The following is a 16,589-nucleotide window of genomic DNA, read 5'->3' as shown; positions in this document are numbered from 1 at the left end:
AAAAGAAGAGTTTAAAATAAAAAAGCCCTGTCGGAAGGTCGCAGTTCCGGACAGGGTTATAAGTTTTCAATTGCTTTAACAAATAAAAAACCTTAACAAATGTACAAAAATGTATTAAAACAATACAGGTTTGTTCTTTCAGGGTTAGCGCTTGGTTGTGTCCCGTTTTATGCTAATGCGCAAATTACCATAAGCGGTCAGCTAAGGCCCAGGGCAGAGTTGCGGGATGGTTATGGAACGCTTAAACCCTTGAACAACAAAGCTGCAGCTTTCGTATCGCAGCGAACGCGGCTCACCTTTAATTACAAATCCAGCCGCCTGATTTTTCAAACATTATTACAGGATGTGCGGCTTTGGGGGCAGGATGCCTCTACCATAACCGTTGCCGATGGCAGCCGCCTTAGCGTGCACGAGGCCTGGGGCGAACTGATCCTTTCGAATAAGAAAGATACTTCTTTCAAAAATTCATTAGTTGATTATTTCGCTGTAAAAATTGGCCGGCAGGAGGTTGTATATGATGACGAACGCCTGCTTGGCAATCTCGACTGGATGCAACAAGGCCGGCGCCACGACGCGCTTGTTTTTAAACTACTCCAGCATGGCTGGCAGGCCGATCTGGGCGTTGCTTTTAATCAGAATACCGACGCTGTAAATTATAACGGGACCTATTATACACCGGCAAATGTACCGGTAACGATAAAAGATAGTAATGGTAATTTGGTAAACACGCCCTCGGGTATGATTCCGTTGGTTGGCAGTAATGGTAACAGCGCGAAAAACGGTACGCTAACCACATTAAACCCGCCGGGAACTAATGGATTAAATCAAAATTACAAAGCTTTGCAATATCTGTATCTGGCTAAAATGTTCAATAAAACAAAGATATCAGGGCTATTTCTTACAGATCAGTTTGGTAAATATGCGCTTGATTCGGTAAAGAATACAGCCGGTGCCGATGTGGGCTATGTTTATGGTTACCGATTTAATCAACCCGGCTTTAACCTGCGTTATACCACGGGCTTGTATATCAACCCGGTATTCGGTGACAAAAATCAATGGGTACTCAACGCTGGATACTATTATCAAGGCGGCCATGATAAAGACGGGAAAAAGTTAAACGCTTATACTTTTGCGCTCTCAGCGATGTATAACCCCGGTCGGATAAGTTATACTGCAGGTTGGGATTATCTTTCAGGCAATGATGCTTTTTCTACTTCGAAAACGAATCACCGTTTTGATCCGCTGTATGGCACGCCGCATAAATTCTGGGGACTAATGGATTACTTTTATGCTGGCAGCGGCTCTCCTGCGGGTGGTTTAAGTGACCCATTTGTAAAAGTAAAATACGCTTTACCAAAACTTAATACTGAACTGGCCGGACATTACTTTATGCTGGCTAATGATCAAAGGGATATTAATGGCGCTGCCGTAAGCAAACACTTGGGTACTGAACTCGACCTCACCGTTGGATACAAACTAAACAAATTTACTACCGGCACTTTGGGCGTATCGTACATGGCGGCTACCGGCAGTATGGAATACGCCAAAAACATTACGCCCGGCACAGCGTCCCTGCACCCGGCGTGGGCTTATCTGCAACTGAATATCAACCCCGACTTCCTCATTAAATAAAACATTCAATATGGAAAATCAGCTTATCAAACTCAATATATTTTCTATCAAAGGCGTTCAAATGCGCACATTTCACATTACCTGGTTAATGTTCTTTGTCTGTTTTTTTGGCTGGTTCGGCCTGGCGCCGCTTATGCCTACCATCCGTACTGAGCTTAATCTTGATAAATCACAGATCGGTAATATCATCATCGCGTCTGTTGGTTCGACCATTATCGCCCGGCTTATTATTGGCAGGCTGTGTGATTTGTGGGGGCCGCGTATAACAGCGGTACGGCTGCTGCTTGTCGGTTCACTGCCTGTGTTTCTGGTAGGACTGGCACATGATTATACTACCTTTCTGCTATTCCGTATGGCTATTGGTGTTATCGGTGCATCGTTCGTTATTACCCAGTTCCACACCTCAATGATGTTCGCTCCGTCAATAAAAGGTACCGCCAATGCGGTTACAGGCGGCTGGGGTAACCTGGGGGGCGGCGTAACCAATATGGTAATGCCGTTAATATTCGCCGCTATAGTTGGCTTTGGTTATACCCCCGCCGAGGCATGGCGTTATGCCATGATTGTTCCAGGAGTGATGATGCTGTTGATTGCCTTGTTATACTATAAATACACTACCGACACGCCTAACGGTAATTATAATGAAATAGGCTACACGGCCAAATCAAATAAAACCGACTGGAGCGTATTATCCGACTGGCGCATATGGGCGCTTACCATGGCTTACGCAATGTGCTTCGGCATGGAAGTGACATTTGACAATGTGGCCTCGCTGCACTTTGTTGATTCGTTCCACCTGTCACAAAGTTCGGCTGGTTTTTGGGCGGGCATATTCGGGTTCATGAACATTTTTGCCCGTGCTTTGGGTGGCATCGTCTCTGACGAGGTAGGCAAAAGCTACGGCATGCGGGGCAAGGGCTTGTTATTGGCCGGTGTTCTGTTACTCGAAGGCGCGGGGCTGCTCATGTTCGCCCGTTCGGGGACTTTACCTGTCGCTATTATTTCTATGCTGACGTTTGCGCTGTTCCTTAAAATGTCTAACGGAGCAACTTATGGTATTGTGCCTTTTATCAATCAAAAAAATGTAGGGCTTGTAAGCGGTATTGTAGGAGCAGGCGGAAACCTTGGCGGTATGCTCTTTGGCTTTTTGTTTAAATCAAGCACTATCACTTATGCCGATGCCTTTACTTATATCGGTTATATGGTGATTGCAGTGTCTGTCATCGTATTTATTACCCGTTTTAAAAAAGAACCTGCTTCTGTTCTGCAAACTACGTCACCAGTGGGTGTAGCCTGATTATTATGTATTAAACATCTATGCAATCACCCGGAAAACATAATGAATCATACACATCTACCTGCTGCTATTGCGGGGTAGGGTGTGGTGTGATAGTGAAGAAGGAAAAGAACGGCACCATCAGCGTGGCGGGCAACAAGGATTATCCGGTGAACAAGGGTATGCTTTGCAGTAAAGGCCTGAACCTGCATTATACCGTGAACGATAAAAGCGACCGGCTGCTTTATCCGCAAATGCGGTACAACAAAAACATGCCCATGAAAAGGGTAAACTGGGATGAAGCGCTCGAGCGCACTGCCGCCGTTTTTAAAACCTTTATTGAGAAATACGGTCCGGACTCGGTAGCGTTTTATGCTTCAGGGCAATGCCTTACAGAAGAATATTATGTGGTAAACAAGCTGATGAAGGGCTTTATCGGCAGCAATAATATCGATACCAATTCGCGCCTGTGCATGAGCAGCGCAGTTGCTGCTTATAAAATGTCGTTGGGTGAAGACAGTGTGCCGGTTTGTTATGATGATATAGAGCTTGCTGATTGTTTTTATGTTACGGGTGCTAATCCCGCCTGGTGCCATCCCATTTTATGGAGAAGGGTAGAGGCGCATAAGGCTGCTAATCCGAACGTTAAGATCATTGTTGTTGATCCCCGTGCTACCGATACCTGCAGTGTTGCCGACCTGCACCTGCGGGTCAATCCGGGAACGGACATCACGCTTAACCATGCTATTGGCCGTTTGCTGATCGAGAACGGTGATATTGATATCGATTTCATCCGAAACCATGCCGAAGGCTTTGCGCAATACAGTGAACTTGTCTTTAAACGTACACTCACTGAAGCCGCGCTTATATGCGGCGTTAGCGAACATGATATAAGGCTGGCGGCAAAATATATTGGCGAAGCGAAAGGTTTTATTTCCATGTGGACAATGGGGCTTAATCAAAGCTCGGTGGGTGTGAATAAAAACTTAAGCCTGATCAACCTTAACCTGATAACCGGGCATATCGGTAAACCCGGTTCCGGGCCATTATCGTTAACGGGGCAGCCAAACGCTATGGGCGGGCGTGAGGTTGGAGGATTGGCAAACCTGTTGCCCGCTCACCGTGATCTAAAAAATTCGCTGCACCGTGAAGAAGTGCAAAAATTTTGGAACAGCAAGCCAATAAACCCACAACCGGGGTTAACGGCTACCGAAATGTTCGAGGCGCTGGAAGGCGGCCGGTTAAAGGCCATCTGGATTATGTGTACTAATCCGCTCACCAGTTTGCCAAATGTGCGGCTGGCGGAACAGGCGCTCAAAAAAGCAAAGTTTGTGGTGGTACAGGAGATAAGCAGCAAACCCGAAACCCTGGCATACGCCGATGTGATATTACCAGCCGCTGCTTGGGCCGAAAAAGAAGGCACCATGACTAACTCGGAGCGGCGTATCAGTTATCTCAATAAAGTAATCGATCCACCGGGTGAGGCGCTGCCCGACGCTGAGATAATATGCCGCTTCGCCCAAAAAATGGGTTATAGAGGTTTCGATTATAAAAATGCCGCTGAAATTTATGCCGAGCACGTAAAACTTACTGCAAAAACAAATATCGATGCTACCGGTGTTAGTTATGAATTGCTTAAAGAGCAGCAATCGGTACAATGGCCTTTCAAAAAAAGACTTCGCCCTGCAGGGACACCACGCTTGTTCGCCGATAAGCAATTCTATACACCACATGGCAAAGCTATCATCCATGCTGTGCCCGACGCGCTGAACAGTGAGCAGCCTGACGATAATTATCCGTTTATCCTGACCACCGGCCGTGTTCGCGACCAGTGGCACACCATGAGCAAAACTGGCAAGGTAAGCAAGCTAAATCAGCATACAAAGCAGTCGTTTATAGAGATAAACCCGCACGATGCCATACTGCTGCAACTTAACGAAGGTGATGTTGTTGTAGTAAAGTCGCGCCGTGGTGAAGTAAGGCTTAAGACGAATATCACATCTTCAGTTAAACAGGGTGTTGTTTTTATACCGATGCATTGGGGCAAAATATTAGGCAACGATTTGCACCGGGTGAATAACTTAACAAACGATGCGCTTGACCCGATTTCAAAAGAGCCAGACTTTAAATATTGCGCGGTTAGCGTTCAAAAATATGAAAAGCCTTTTCAGCGTATTGTGGTGATAGGGGCAGGCGCAGGTGCGTATGGTTTTGTAAAGTCGTACAGAGAATTAAACCCGCGCGACCGTATCACTATCTTCAGTAAAGAAGATTTTCCTTTTTATAACCGGGTGATGTTGCCCGATTACATTAGCGGCGAACAGCAGTGGGAACAGCTGGTAAAAATGAAGGATGAAGAAGAGCCTTTTTACAAGATAAATTTACTGCGGGGGGTAAGCGTTGAAAAAGTAGACCGGCAAAAGAAACAGGTAACCGATTCAAGGGGCGGTGTAACGCCTTATGATGTATTGATTATGGCGACAGGCAGCCAGGCTTCTGTACCACGCAATGTACCGGCTTTGCCGGGCATATTTACCATGCGCAGCCGTATTGATGCAGATAATTTTAAACGCCATGTACCTAAGAACGGGCATGTATTGATAGTAGGCGGTGGTTTGCTGGGTTTGGAAATGTCAGCTTCGCTACGTGAAATAGGGGCAAAAGTGACTATTGTACAGCGTATTTCTCGATTTTTAAACCGTCAACTCGATGACTTGGGCAGTCAGTTGCTTCATGAGGAAATGGTTGACCAGGGGTGCGATATTTATTATAACGATGAGGTGCAGCTGTATTATGGGCGCTCAAAATTAACCGGCGTTGGCCTGGCCAGTGGACGGAAAATCAACTGCGACGCTATGATAATAGCCATTGGAACCACACCCAATCTTGAACTTGCACGCGATTGCGGCTTGGAGTGCAAGCGTGGAGTTGTAGTGAATGAGCGCCTGCAAACCAGCGATCCGGATGTTTTTGCAATTGGTGAAATAGCAGAGTTTGAAGGGGTATTATATGGCATTACAGCCGCTGCCGAGCAGCAGGCAGCCGTTGTAGCAGGGTACCTTAACGGAGACATTGCCAGTTATTATAAAGGCAGTATCTTCATGAATATCATCAAGATACATGGGTTTGACTTATGCAGCATTGGCCTGCCGGAATGTCCCGACGACCCTGAATACGAAGAAGTGGTATTTATAGATAAGTCGAAGCGCTATTACAAAAAATGCATTATTCATCAGGACAGATTGGTTGGTACAATACTGATAGGTGACAAGAGTGAATTTTTGGAGTTCAAAGAACTAATTGCTAACAAAACCGAGCTAAGCGAAAAGCGCCTGCAGTTATTGCGAAGCGGGGGCAAGGCAAATCCGGTTTTGGGTAAGCTGGTATGCAGCTGCAATAATGTGGGCAGCCAAAATATAATCAACAAGATCAACGAAGGGTGTGATAATATAAAAGATTTGTGCACTGCAACAGGGGCGGGAACCGGCTGCGGATCGTGCCGGCCTGAAGTAAAGCGTCTGCTTGAGGAAGAGTTGAAAAGAATTAACGCGTAATTATGTCGCAATTCACTATTAAAATAAACTTTCCGGGGGGCTTTGTTTCGGCCGGCGACTTGTATGAGATACTGGTAATAGCCGCCGAAGCAGGCGCTGAAAACATCAGGTTTGGAAACCGGCAGCAGGTGTACTTTAGTATAGATGCTAACCGATTGAGTGATATGGAGACCGAAATGCTGGCCACGGGCATAAGGTATGAAGTAGATACCGACGAGTATCCGAATATTGTTAGCTCATATGTATGCGATTACATTTTTAGTCAGGAAAGCTGGCTTAAAGAAGGTGTTTACCGCGATATTTTCGATTTGTTCAATTTTCAGCCTAAGCTGAAGATTAACATTATTGACAGGCACCAAACCTTTGTGCCCTTTTTTAGCGGTAACTTCAACTTTATCAGTTCTAACGTGAGCAACTACTGGTATTGGTATATTCGTTTCCCAAAAACAAGTCAATTTTACTGCTGGCCAGCGTTAATCTATTCCGAAGATATTCCCGTTGTAAGTAAAGTGGCTGAAGGACTGATTATGCAGCAGTGTGGCTTATTTTATGATCAGCAAGAGACGAATGAGCAATTGTTCCATTCAATGCTTTCAAAAAAACTGGAAATTACAACCCATCCCATTACCGAACCGCTGCAATTGCCCGATTTTTTTCTGCCCTATTATGAAGGCTTTAATAAATACGCCAACAAATATTGGCTTGGTATTTATCGCCGGACCGAGTTGTTCCCGATAGACTTTTTGAAAGATGTATGCAGCTTGTGCATACGTACTCGTATTGGACAATTATACACCACACCATGGAAATCGGTATTGATTAAAGATATCCAATCGGCAAACCGTGCCGAGTGGGGCGTAATACTTGACAGGTATCACCTTAACATCAGGCACGCTTCAAACGAACTGAACTGGCAGCTTGAAGATATTTGTGCTGAAGGATTAATGCTTAAACAACAACTGGTGCGTGATTTTGAGGATGCCGATCTGCGTACCTTCCGACTGACGTTTGCGATAAAAACACGCCCGAAAACAGGCCTGATGGCTTCGGTGGTTATGAGGAAGCAGGCACCGGGAATATTTGAGATATTGCACACTGTTAATTTTAACCCAAACTCAAAGGAATACATCAGTTACAAAAAAAACGTAAAAGCAGATAGTTTAGCCGCTGAACTGATGGAGCTTTGTAATGGTTACCATACACTTTCAGCAGATAATTTTAATAATACACCCGCAAAAGTTGAGAAGGTTGAAGAAAGTACCGATGTTTACCACGAGCTTTACGAGTGCCGGCATTGTAAAACAATTTATGACAGCACCTACGGTGACAGCTTTAATGATATAGCGCCGGGTATAAAATTTGAATTGCTGGCTGATACGTATGTATGCCCGGTTTGTGAAGCCGGTAAAACAAGCTTTGAGTTGATAATAAATGGATAAATTAGAAATAGCATTTGCCCTTTTTGACGAATACAACAAAAAAGATCCGTCCGTATTTGTGTATGACGGTCAGGAATATCCGCAGGAATATTTTTTTGCGCTGAAGTTACATGAGTGGGTACTGAAGCTTGATCCGCAGGCGAATGAGGAATTATTACTTGCTTCGCGATGCCAGCATATTGGTAGATGGGAAAGTCCGCGGGAAAGTTACCCGCCGGGACGGGAAGCATACCTGAGTTGGCGCAAAAACCTTGCACTTCATCATGCTGACGTTGCATCAACATTATTGAGGGAAGCAGGATATGGCGATCAGGAAGTTGAGCGTGTGCGAGAAATTTTGCTGAAGAAGCGTATTAAGCTTGACCCGGATGTGCAAACTATTGAAAACGCGCTTTGCTTGGTGTTTCTTCAATATCAGTATGAAGTCTTTAGGAAACGTTATGAAGATGATCCTGAAAAGATGGTAAATATTTTACATCGTTCGTTATTAAAAATGGATACTCAAGGGCACGCTTTTGCACTTCAGCTTAATTATAGTGAAGAGGGATTAAAGCTGGTTAATGAGGCTGTCGCGTTAATCACAAAGAAATCTTAAAACATTAACAGTTGATGTTTTAAAATCCTTTTCTACATTTACCGGCAATGAGAAAATTACTTTTTACTGTCTGTCTTTCGCTGAGCATTCAGCGGTATGCTGCCGCTCAAACCCTCGAAAAAATGCTATGGTTTAACGAGCCTGAAAAATGGGAAATAAAAAACAACGCGTTGATAATGCAGGTAACGCCTAAAAGCGATTACTGGCGAATATCACATTATGGCTTTACAGTTGACGATGCGCCTTTTTATTTCACAACATACGGCGGCGAGTTCGAGGCAAAGGTAAAGTTAACAGGCGCTTACAAAGCACGGTTTGACCAGATGGGGCTGATGATACGTACCGATCATAAAAACTATATTAAAACCGGTGTTGAGTTTGTTGACGGCAAGTTTAATGTAAGCACTGTTGTTACCCATGATAAAAGCGACTGGAGTGTTACTACATTAGAGAAAGTTCCGCCGTTTATATGGATAAAAGTGGTAAGACGGCTTGATGCGCTTGAAATATTCTATTCTCTTGATGATAAAACGTATATCATGACACGTAACGCGCCGCTTCAGGATAACGCGCCGGTTATGGTAGGTTTAATGGCAGCATCACCAGACGGTGAAGGCTTCCGTGCAACATTTGAAAACTTTACAGTAAAACACTTGCCCGATCAGCGTCGGCTTGAATGGCTGAAAAATCACCAATAAAAATTGCTGAAAAGCATAGCAGATGTTTTTATTCTGATAAAGTATTCTCAACTTGCAGAAACTAACCATCTGCATTATGTCATACGAAGAACTTCAAATAACAAATAACGAGGCCATCCATCAATTTCAATTGGGTGTTGAAGGCCATACCGCTTTTATTGATTACCTGCATAAAAACGATAAATATTACCTGGTGCATACCGGCGTACCGCCCGAACTTGAAGGTAAAGGTGTAGCATCGGCGCTGGTTGAAAAGGCGTTAGCCTATCTTGAAGAACACAATGCCAAAATTGTACCTATGTGCACTTATGTACAGATGTTCCTGAAGCGCCATCCCGAATGGAACCGTATGGTAGCTTAGTTATCAATATATTTTTTATAAGTTGCCCGGTATCCTAACAGATATGCTATCGGCGACAATATGCCAAAAACAATCTTTTGTGTAACATAAGAGGGTTTTACGGTTCGGAAAATGTCTGAATACTTGCTGAGTGTTAAAGCTACCTGCAATATATTGGGCATACCGTTTTTATTTACTTTACCATCAGCAGCAAGTCCCCAGGTGGTTTCAAACATCTATTCGGTATCCATTGCAGGGCGCACTTGCCAGTTTACTACCGCTTTGGCAGTGCTCACATTCCACATGGCATGCGGTTGATTTGCGGGAATGTGCAAGCTGTCCCCCGATCTTAATGTACGTCTTTCGCTTCCTATCTTTACCTGTAGTTCCCCTTCAAGCACTTTAAAATCTTCGTGTTGATAAGGGTGATAATGTTCTATTGGTTGCTGCGAACCTGCTTTAAAAGTACTTTCCATTTCAAGCAGTTGTCCGCTTGTATCTTTAGTAGTTTGTATGAATTTTATATTTTGCCCGGTTACCGGGTTAATAAGTAATTTTCCCTTACAAGCCATTGTGATGTTAAGTTGATTAACATCAATGACGAATATTAACAAGCAAACATTACAAAGGTTAATTCAACTTATAGTTTTCAGCAGGAATATTGGCTATACGTGAACTCATTACTAACCGGGTTATCAGCACACCAATAACTATCGCTACCACAATCTGCAGTTTTGATAATAAGTTAAATACATTGGCATTAAATTCTGATTGCTTGATGATATCTTTTCCTACGTTCGACTGAATGTTTATCAGTTGATCCAGTACCTTTAGACTGCCCTTATGAGCTTGTTTCAGTTCATTATCATAAACCAGTCTTGCAGCTGAGGCTTCGCCGCTTTTTATCAAACCAAGGGCAGTTGCCTCGGCGTGATTATAAGTAGAGTAACTATGTTTAAAGTTGGCAATAGAAGCGGTTTCACCTTTCACCAGATACGTGTTTTCAAAGTCTGATAATAAGCCGGATATTTTATTATGGATTGCTTTAAGCTGGTTAACTGTATTAACATCAACATTATTCTTGCCAAGCATATCATTAAGCAAAGCCATTTTATTATGTAAATGATGGCTTATGTAATATACATCAGCGGCAGGTATCAGTCTGTCGTTGTAAATGGTGTTAACCGAGCGGTTCATGCTATTAAGGTTTTTGCTGCCGAGTATGCCGGTTAGCAACACAAAAAACATCACGCAAAAAAGCAGCATAGCCACTTTCATTTTTTGCTGAATGAAAAGAGTCCATTTCATAGCTATACAATTGAACAGGCGAATGCCTGATGGTTTATACAATATAACTATTTATCAGGAAATAAAGTGTTTAAATTTGAACGATTAGCCATTAAGATGCTGCCAGATGATATCGTGTACATCAGGAGCTTCAATAGTTTTATCTATCTTTCCGGATGTAATAAGTACAGGTTTGTATTGGTCATCAACGCCTATACGGCCATGAGAACCTTTTATTAGAGTCGCATCAAGCGGAATAACATCCATTACATAGCGCAGACCGGCTTTTTTACGCAGCAGCTTATATCCAGCACGGGCTTTTGATGTCATAAACATTTCAACCGGATCGTATCCCGGTTTTTTGTGTATATCGACAACACGCGCATAATCGGGCGCTACGGCGTCATCCAGCCAGAAATAGTAGGTAAACCAGCTATCCTTATCAGCCATTACAACAATGTCGCCGGCACGCTCATGATCGATATGATATGCTTTCTGTGCTTCACGGTCAAGCACCAGTTCAACACCTTTGGTGTTTTGCAGCAAGGTCTTAACCTTTTCAGTAACCGATGGGTCGTTTATATAGATATGCGCTATCTGGTGATCGGCAACGGCGAATGCTTTTGAGGCGCCGGCATCAAGCAGTTCAAGTCCGCGTTCTACACGTATGCCCAGTAAACCTTCCTTGCGTAATAATCGGTTAAGGTGAATGGGATTATTTACAGGAGAAATGCCGTATTCGGATAGGAGGATGATCTTTGCTCCTTTCTTTTCATAATAAGTAACCAGTTCTTTAACAAGATCATCTATCTCTTTTAATTCTGTACCAATTTTTGAAGTATCAGGGCCAAATTTCTGCAGGCAGTAATCCAGGTGTGGCAGATAGATCAGCGTTAATGTAGGATCGTGCTTATCATCGGTAAACATCGACGCGTCAGCAATCCATTTGCTTGATTTAATGTTTGCGCCGGGTCCCCAAAATTGAAACAACGGGAATGTACCCAGCTTTGCCTGCAATTCATCACGCAGTTCTGCGGGGTATGAATAACAATCGGGCATTTTACGGCCATCAGCCAAATAATTGGGTCGCGGTGTTACTGAAAAATCGGTAGTAGAATACATGTTATACCACCAGAACATCATTGCCGAGGTAAACGATGGGTCTTCCTTCTTCGCCTTGTCCCATATTTTTTCGCCCTGAACAAGCTTGTTCGATTGCTTCCAAAACTTTACTTCGCTATCAATACGGTCGTACCAGCCATTGCCCACAATACCGTTATCAGCAGGCCACTTACCGGTTACATAAGCCGACTGCACCGAAGTAGTTACTGCAGGCAGTAGCGGCTCAATAGTAGTAATGTTGTTTTGGGCGATATATTTCTGCAAAAACGGCGTATGCTCACCAATTACAGATTTCGAAAGGCCGACAATATCAATAACTACCGTTTTTTTCATAGCGATATCAGTTTGTTAGTTCGTTTTTTACCCATGCCAGTTCGCGGGAGATTGATTGCGCTATAGGCAATTTATCTTCATTAGGTAATACGCCCCAGGTGTACGTTTCCACTTCTAGATGGGATGTAAAAGTGTTGCTCTTTTGTATGGAGAGTACTTCTACAATATCGGATTGAGTTGACTGCAACAGACCGAAGTTTTCCAGAAAAACCGGTACGTGGAAATGGGCACGCCATTCTTCAGCTTCGTCAACAGCCGATAAAGCATCAGGCAAGTCGGAGTAGCGTAACAGTTCGCCATCTACTTTAGCAATTACCTGGTGCAGATATATTGGCTCGTTAAACTTTGCGAATTCATTTAATACAGCCTCACTGTTATCATTACTAAAAGTGGCTTTTAGCGCAGCACTTACCTGTATTTTGCCAACTTTAATGCCTTTTTGCTGAAGCTCGTTTAACACTTCAGCATATCGTTCATAACCTATTGCAAAATGGCATACGTCAAAACACAGAGTTATATGTTGCTTAATTAACTCTTCGGCTTCTGCAATGGTTAATTTTAATTTTTCGGTAAAATGGATAATGCCCCGCGGTAACAAATCCTGTTCAAACCAGTCGATAAACTCTCGTCCGGTTTCCAGTATGCCATCAGGTTCCGGCTCAATATCAAGGTGCATGTAAATGCCGGTTTGCTTATTCAAGAGGTACAATTCTTCAGCAACAGCTAAAATATGCTTGGTAGCCGTGACTTTTGCTTCAGCAAGTTTTTCTTCAGTATCAAACCAATGTCGGTAGCTTAGCGGTGAGGTAGAAATGCCGCCTTCCATGCCTTCGGGCAGCAGCGCCGCCAATATGTGGAATAATCTTATGGTGTAAGCCAGCCGGTCATCAGTAGTCCAATCTGGCGCGTGCACCTGGTCTTTAACCACAGTATGATGAAAACCGCCGTACGGAAAACCGTTCATGGTAAACACATAAGCATTATTCTTTTGTAGCCATTGTTTGAATTCGGCCATGTTATCACCAAGCAAAATCTCTACACTGGCGATATTCGACAGGCGCAAACCAATGCCCATTGGCGCGTCAGGCGATAGCTCTTTTTTTATTTCCGGAAAGTTTTGTTTCAATGCAGCGAAGTGACTCGACCAGTCTTCCCCGGCGTGTATGTTGGTGCAATAAGTTAAATGCCCGGCTGAAAGTTTCATGGATAATAATTTTTATTGCACCTGTTGATGCTGCAGATTATGCAGCAATTTCCCGGCCTGTTTTAACAATTCTACGTCTACCTCGTGCACTTCCTCACCAACACCTATGGCGGTTAGCAGCATTATGGTTAGTTGTCCTCCAAGATGCTCCCTAAACTCTTCAAAACCGGTTAGTATCGGGCTGTCATCACGGTGCACCTCAAGCAATGGATGAATGATATCAAAACCAAGGTTTTGAAGCAATTTTATAACACGGTTACTATCATTTACCGATAGCCTGCCCGAAAGCTGAGAATAAACGGTATCAAGAGCGATGCCCATGGCCACAGCTTCACCGTGGCGGACTTCAAAATTGCTCAGGTACTCTAACTTATGTGCGCTCCAGTGACCGAAATCAAGGGGTCTGGAAGAACCACTTTCAAACGGGTCTTTCGACGCGATGTGCTCTATATGCAGTTGTGCGCATCGCCATACCAGGTAATTCATGGTTGGCATATCACGCTGAACCAGTAGCGCCGCATTATTTTCAAGCCAGGTGAAAAACTCAGCATCCTTTATCAGGGCTACTTTTATTGCTTCAGAAATCCCTGAACGCCAGTCACGGTCGCTAAGAGTAAGCAGAAAACTATCGTCATTAAATACAACTACAGGCGGCGCAAAGGTTCCTAAAAAGTTCTTCTTGCCGAAGTAGTTAATACCGTTTTTCACGCCAATTCCTGAGTCGTTTTGCGACAGCACGGTTGTTGGAATACGGATATGTTTGATACCACGGTGCGACACCGCGGCGGCATAACCAACCATGTCAAGCACTGATCCGCCGCCGATGGCGGCAATGTACGAATGCCTGTCTATACCATAAGTATTCACCGCTTCAACAACCTGTTCAAAGTAAATAGGATCGTTTTTCACGCCTTCACCACCCGGAACGATAAGTATATCAGGTATAAGCTGTATACCGGGATGCGCATAAAAATAATCTTTTAGCTGAGTATTTAGTTCAGGGTGCGCTTCAGCAACCCCACTGTCAACAACAAAAAATATCTTACGCTGTACTTCGGCCGTGTTATTTTTCAGCAAAAAATCGCTGAAGAGGGTATTCGCTGTATCAAACAGCCCTGTGGTGAAGTAAACGTTATATTCAAATTTAATCGTAAACGATTGATGTAAATGCTCCATGTAAAACACAATCCGGGTTATATGCTAAACATATAACGCTTTAAATAATAATTAAGTAACTGCAAATATTTTTGACAGCCATAATGATAACGGCAGCAAACAGGCAATTATCAATGCAATATACAACGTACTGAAAGTTGCCGCCCATGCAGCGTCCATCAGTATCAAAGAAATTACACCGGCCTTTACCGCCGCACCAATGTTTTTACCTACGGGATCAATAATCGCCTTTGACAGCGGTTTCATGATCATCCATAAAAACGGCAGCAAAAATACCAGCGCCCACCACCTGTGGTTAACAAATATAAAATACAGGATAATTCCAGTAACTATTCCGTATAAGCCTGCAGCAATGTACAGGTTGGTTTTGTTGCCGCCATGTACCTCACCACGGCTTATCATGGTTATTGAAAATATATAAACGACCGGCACAACAGCTAAAAGGTACCAATGCTGTAAGGCACCGGGTATTACGCTTATTCCAAGCAATAAGTTTAACCCGCGACACAAGCCCATATTAAGCGGACCAAAAAACGCATGATGCTTGCTGATTTTGTTATACAGTAAGGCAAAAAACGTAATGACCATTGCTAAAGCCGCGGCCTCAAAGCTGCAAAACGAAGCGATAAAAACGCCCAAAAACAACAGTAGCGTACCCAGCCGTGCAGCAGCTCCTAAGGTGATGATGCCACTCGGTATGGCGCGTTCAGGACGTTCAACCTTGTCCAGCTCGGCATCAAAAACATCGTTAAATACTATACCGCCGGCATACAGGCAAGCTGTACTTATACATAACAAACCTGCAACAGGCCAGTAAGTACCGGCGGCAAACCCGTCTGTAAAAGCACCGGCGATAGCAGCACCTGCCAGTACATCAGCCACCGAAGTGACGATGTTTGCAGGGCGCATTAAACGCAGGTAGTGTATAGCTTTGCCCACGTTTAGCTGATGATAATTGAAGATTTATCAATACGTGGCTGCTGACCGCCGCGCAACACAGTGTTGCCTTCAAACTTAGCGCTTTGATCAACAGACACCGCAAAATCAGCCTCATCTATCTGTCCGCTTTGGCTGAAAGCTGTAATGGCGTTGCTATAAGTAACCAGCTCGATATCTTTCTCACTTATGCCATTCAGCTTCATCAAAGCAGCTGTTTTAGGCACTGCTAATGGATCACTTATACCCCAGTCGGCAGCCGAGTTGATCATGATGCGCTCGGAGCCGTATTGTTTTACTATTTCAACCATGCGTTGGTTGCCCATTTTTGTAAATGGATAGATAGTAAATGCCGCCCAAAAACCACGATCAAGTACTTCTTTAACCGTTTCCTCATTGTTGTGATCAATAATCACCATGTATGGGTCGAGTCCATGTTCAATGGCTATATCCATGCTGCGTTGGGTGCCCCGTTTCTTATCGCGGTGCGGTGTGTGTATCTGCACGGGTAAACCGGCTTCTTTAGCCAATTCAAGCTGTGCGCGATAATATTTATCTTCGGCGGCGGTCTGGTCGTCAAAACCAATTTCGCCTATGCCTACCACACCATCTTTATAAATAAATAGCGGCAGCACTTCCATTACCTGTTCAGCCAAAGCTTCATTGTTAGCTTCGCGAGAATTCAGGCCTATGGTACAGTAATGCTTTATGCCGAATTGCGATGAGCGGAATCGTTCCCAACCAACCAGGCTGCTATAATAATCTTTAAAGCTGTCGACACCTGTACGCGGCTGCCCAAGCCAGAAAGCGGGCTCTATCAAAGCTACCACACCGGCATCAGCCATAGCCTGATAGTCATCAGTGGTGCGCGATGTCATGTGCACGTGCGGGTCAAAAAACTTCATTCCCTTAACGGCACTAATATCAAACGCTTCGGGTTTCCCGGCAGGTACCTGCCTGTCTTCTATGTTAAGGCTGCAACACATATCTTTTTCAA

The 16,589-nt window shown here is 44.0% G+C and carries 15 protein-coding genes; 7 read left to right on the top strand and 8 right to left on the bottom strand.

Annotation, left to right across the window (positions count from 1 at the left end):
• Positions 1-99 precede the first annotated feature (99 nt).
• The 7 genes from EOD41_RS12830 (at position 100) to EOD41_RS12800 (ending at position 9,555) form a co-directional block, all read left to right on the top strand.
• Entirely contained in the window at positions 100-1,632 is a 1,533-nt protein-coding gene (locus EOD41_RS12830) for an alginate export family protein (protein ID WP_127705506.1), read from the top strand.
• A gap of 10 nt (positions 1,633-1,642) precedes the next feature.
• Positions 1,643-2,929 carry an MFS transporter gene (locus EOD41_RS12825; RefSeq protein WP_127705504.1) on the top strand — a complete coding sequence of 429 codons (1,287 nt, stop codon included), beginning with the start codon at positions 1,643-1,645 and terminating at the stop codon, positions 2,927-2,929.
• 20 nt (positions 2,930-2,949) lie between these two features.
• Complete coding sequence (locus EOD41_RS12820) at positions 2,950-6,462, top strand: nitrate reductase (RefSeq protein WP_127705502.1); 3,513 nt, start codon at positions 2,950-2,952, stop codon at positions 6,460-6,462.
• A gap of 2 nt (positions 6,463-6,464) precedes the next feature.
• A complete protein-coding gene (locus EOD41_RS12815) occupies positions 6,465-7,901 on the top strand; it encodes a rubredoxin (RefSeq protein ID WP_127705500.1) in 1,437 nt (478 codons plus the stop codon).
• Complete coding sequence (locus EOD41_RS12810; RefSeq protein ID WP_127705498.1) at positions 7,894-8,496, top strand: DUF4202 domain-containing protein; 603 nt, start codon at positions 7,894-7,896, stop codon at positions 8,494-8,496. The genes EOD41_RS12815 and EOD41_RS12810 overlap by 8 nt, the downstream gene beginning before the upstream one ends.
• Positions 8,497-8,543: 47 nt before the next feature.
• The gene (locus EOD41_RS12805) at positions 8,544-9,194 is read left to right on the top strand and encodes a DUF1349 domain-containing protein (RefSeq protein WP_127705496.1); all 651 of its coding nucleotides are present in this window, start codon (positions 8,544-8,546) and stop codon (positions 9,192-9,194) included.
• Between the two features lie 76 nt (positions 9,195-9,270).
• Positions 9,271-9,555: a GNAT family N-acetyltransferase gene (locus EOD41_RS12800; protein ID WP_127705494.1), complete on the top strand. Its 285-nt coding sequence runs from the start codon at positions 9,271-9,273 to the stop codon at positions 9,553-9,555.
• On the opposite strand, the gene EOD41_RS20930 is transcribed toward EOD41_RS12800, so the two are convergent.
• The 8 genes from EOD41_RS20930 to EOD41_RS12765 all read right to left on the bottom strand — a co-directional run bounded on the left by EOD41_RS20930 (position 9,552) and on the right by EOD41_RS12765 (position 16,578).
• The gene (locus EOD41_RS20930; protein ID WP_205780557.1) at positions 9,552-9,770 is read right to left on the bottom strand and encodes a hypothetical protein; all 219 of its coding nucleotides are present in this window, start codon (positions 9,768-9,770) and stop codon (positions 9,552-9,554) included. The two genes, EOD41_RS12800 and EOD41_RS20930, sit on opposite strands and share 4 nt — an antisense overlap.
• Entirely contained in the window at positions 9,771-10,106 is a 336-nt protein-coding gene (locus EOD41_RS20925; RefSeq protein WP_205780556.1) for a cupin domain-containing protein, read from the bottom strand.
• 58 nt (positions 10,107-10,164) lie between these two features.
• Positions 10,165-10,842, bottom strand: coding sequence for an MCP four helix bundle domain-containing protein (locus EOD41_RS12790; protein ID WP_127705492.1), 678 nt, complete (start codon positions 10,840-10,842; stop codon positions 10,165-10,167).
• Positions 10,843-10,926: 84 nt separating this feature from the next.
• Positions 10,927-12,276, bottom strand: coding sequence for an alkaline phosphatase family protein (locus EOD41_RS12785; protein WP_127705490.1), 1,350 nt, complete (start codon positions 12,274-12,276; stop codon positions 10,927-10,929).
• A gap of 7 nt (positions 12,277-12,283) precedes the next feature.
• Positions 12,284-13,480 (bottom strand): metabolite traffic protein EboE, encoded by a 1,197-nt coding sequence (eboE, locus tag EOD41_RS12780; RefSeq protein WP_127705488.1) that lies wholly within the window; start codon positions 13,478-13,480, stop codon positions 12,284-12,286.
• 12 nt (positions 13,481-13,492) lie between these two features.
• The gene (locus tag EOD41_RS12775) at positions 13,493-14,656 is read right to left on the bottom strand and encodes a 3-dehydroquinate synthase (protein ID WP_127705486.1); all 1,164 of its coding nucleotides are present in this window, start codon (positions 14,654-14,656) and stop codon (positions 13,493-13,495) included.
• Positions 14,657-14,707: 51 nt separating this feature from the next.
• Positions 14,708-15,595, bottom strand: a complete 888-nt coding sequence (gene eboC / locus EOD41_RS12770; protein ID WP_127705484.1) for a UbiA-like protein EboC — start codon at positions 15,593-15,595, stop codon at positions 14,708-14,710.
• A gap of 2 nt (positions 15,596-15,597) precedes the next feature.
• The gene (locus EOD41_RS12765; RefSeq protein WP_127705482.1) at positions 15,598-16,578 is read right to left on the bottom strand and encodes a TatD family hydrolase; all 981 of its coding nucleotides are present in this window, start codon (positions 16,576-16,578) and stop codon (positions 15,598-15,600) included.
• Positions 16,579-16,589 lie beyond the last annotated feature (11 nt).

Source organism: Mucilaginibacter limnophilus (assembly GCF_004005815.1).
Taxonomy (GTDB): domain Bacteria; phylum Bacteroidota; class Bacteroidia; order Sphingobacteriales; family Sphingobacteriaceae; genus Mucilaginibacter; species Mucilaginibacter limnophilus.
Note: the sequence above shows the minus strand (reverse complement) of the source record. Positions and strands in the feature narration are given on the sequence as shown.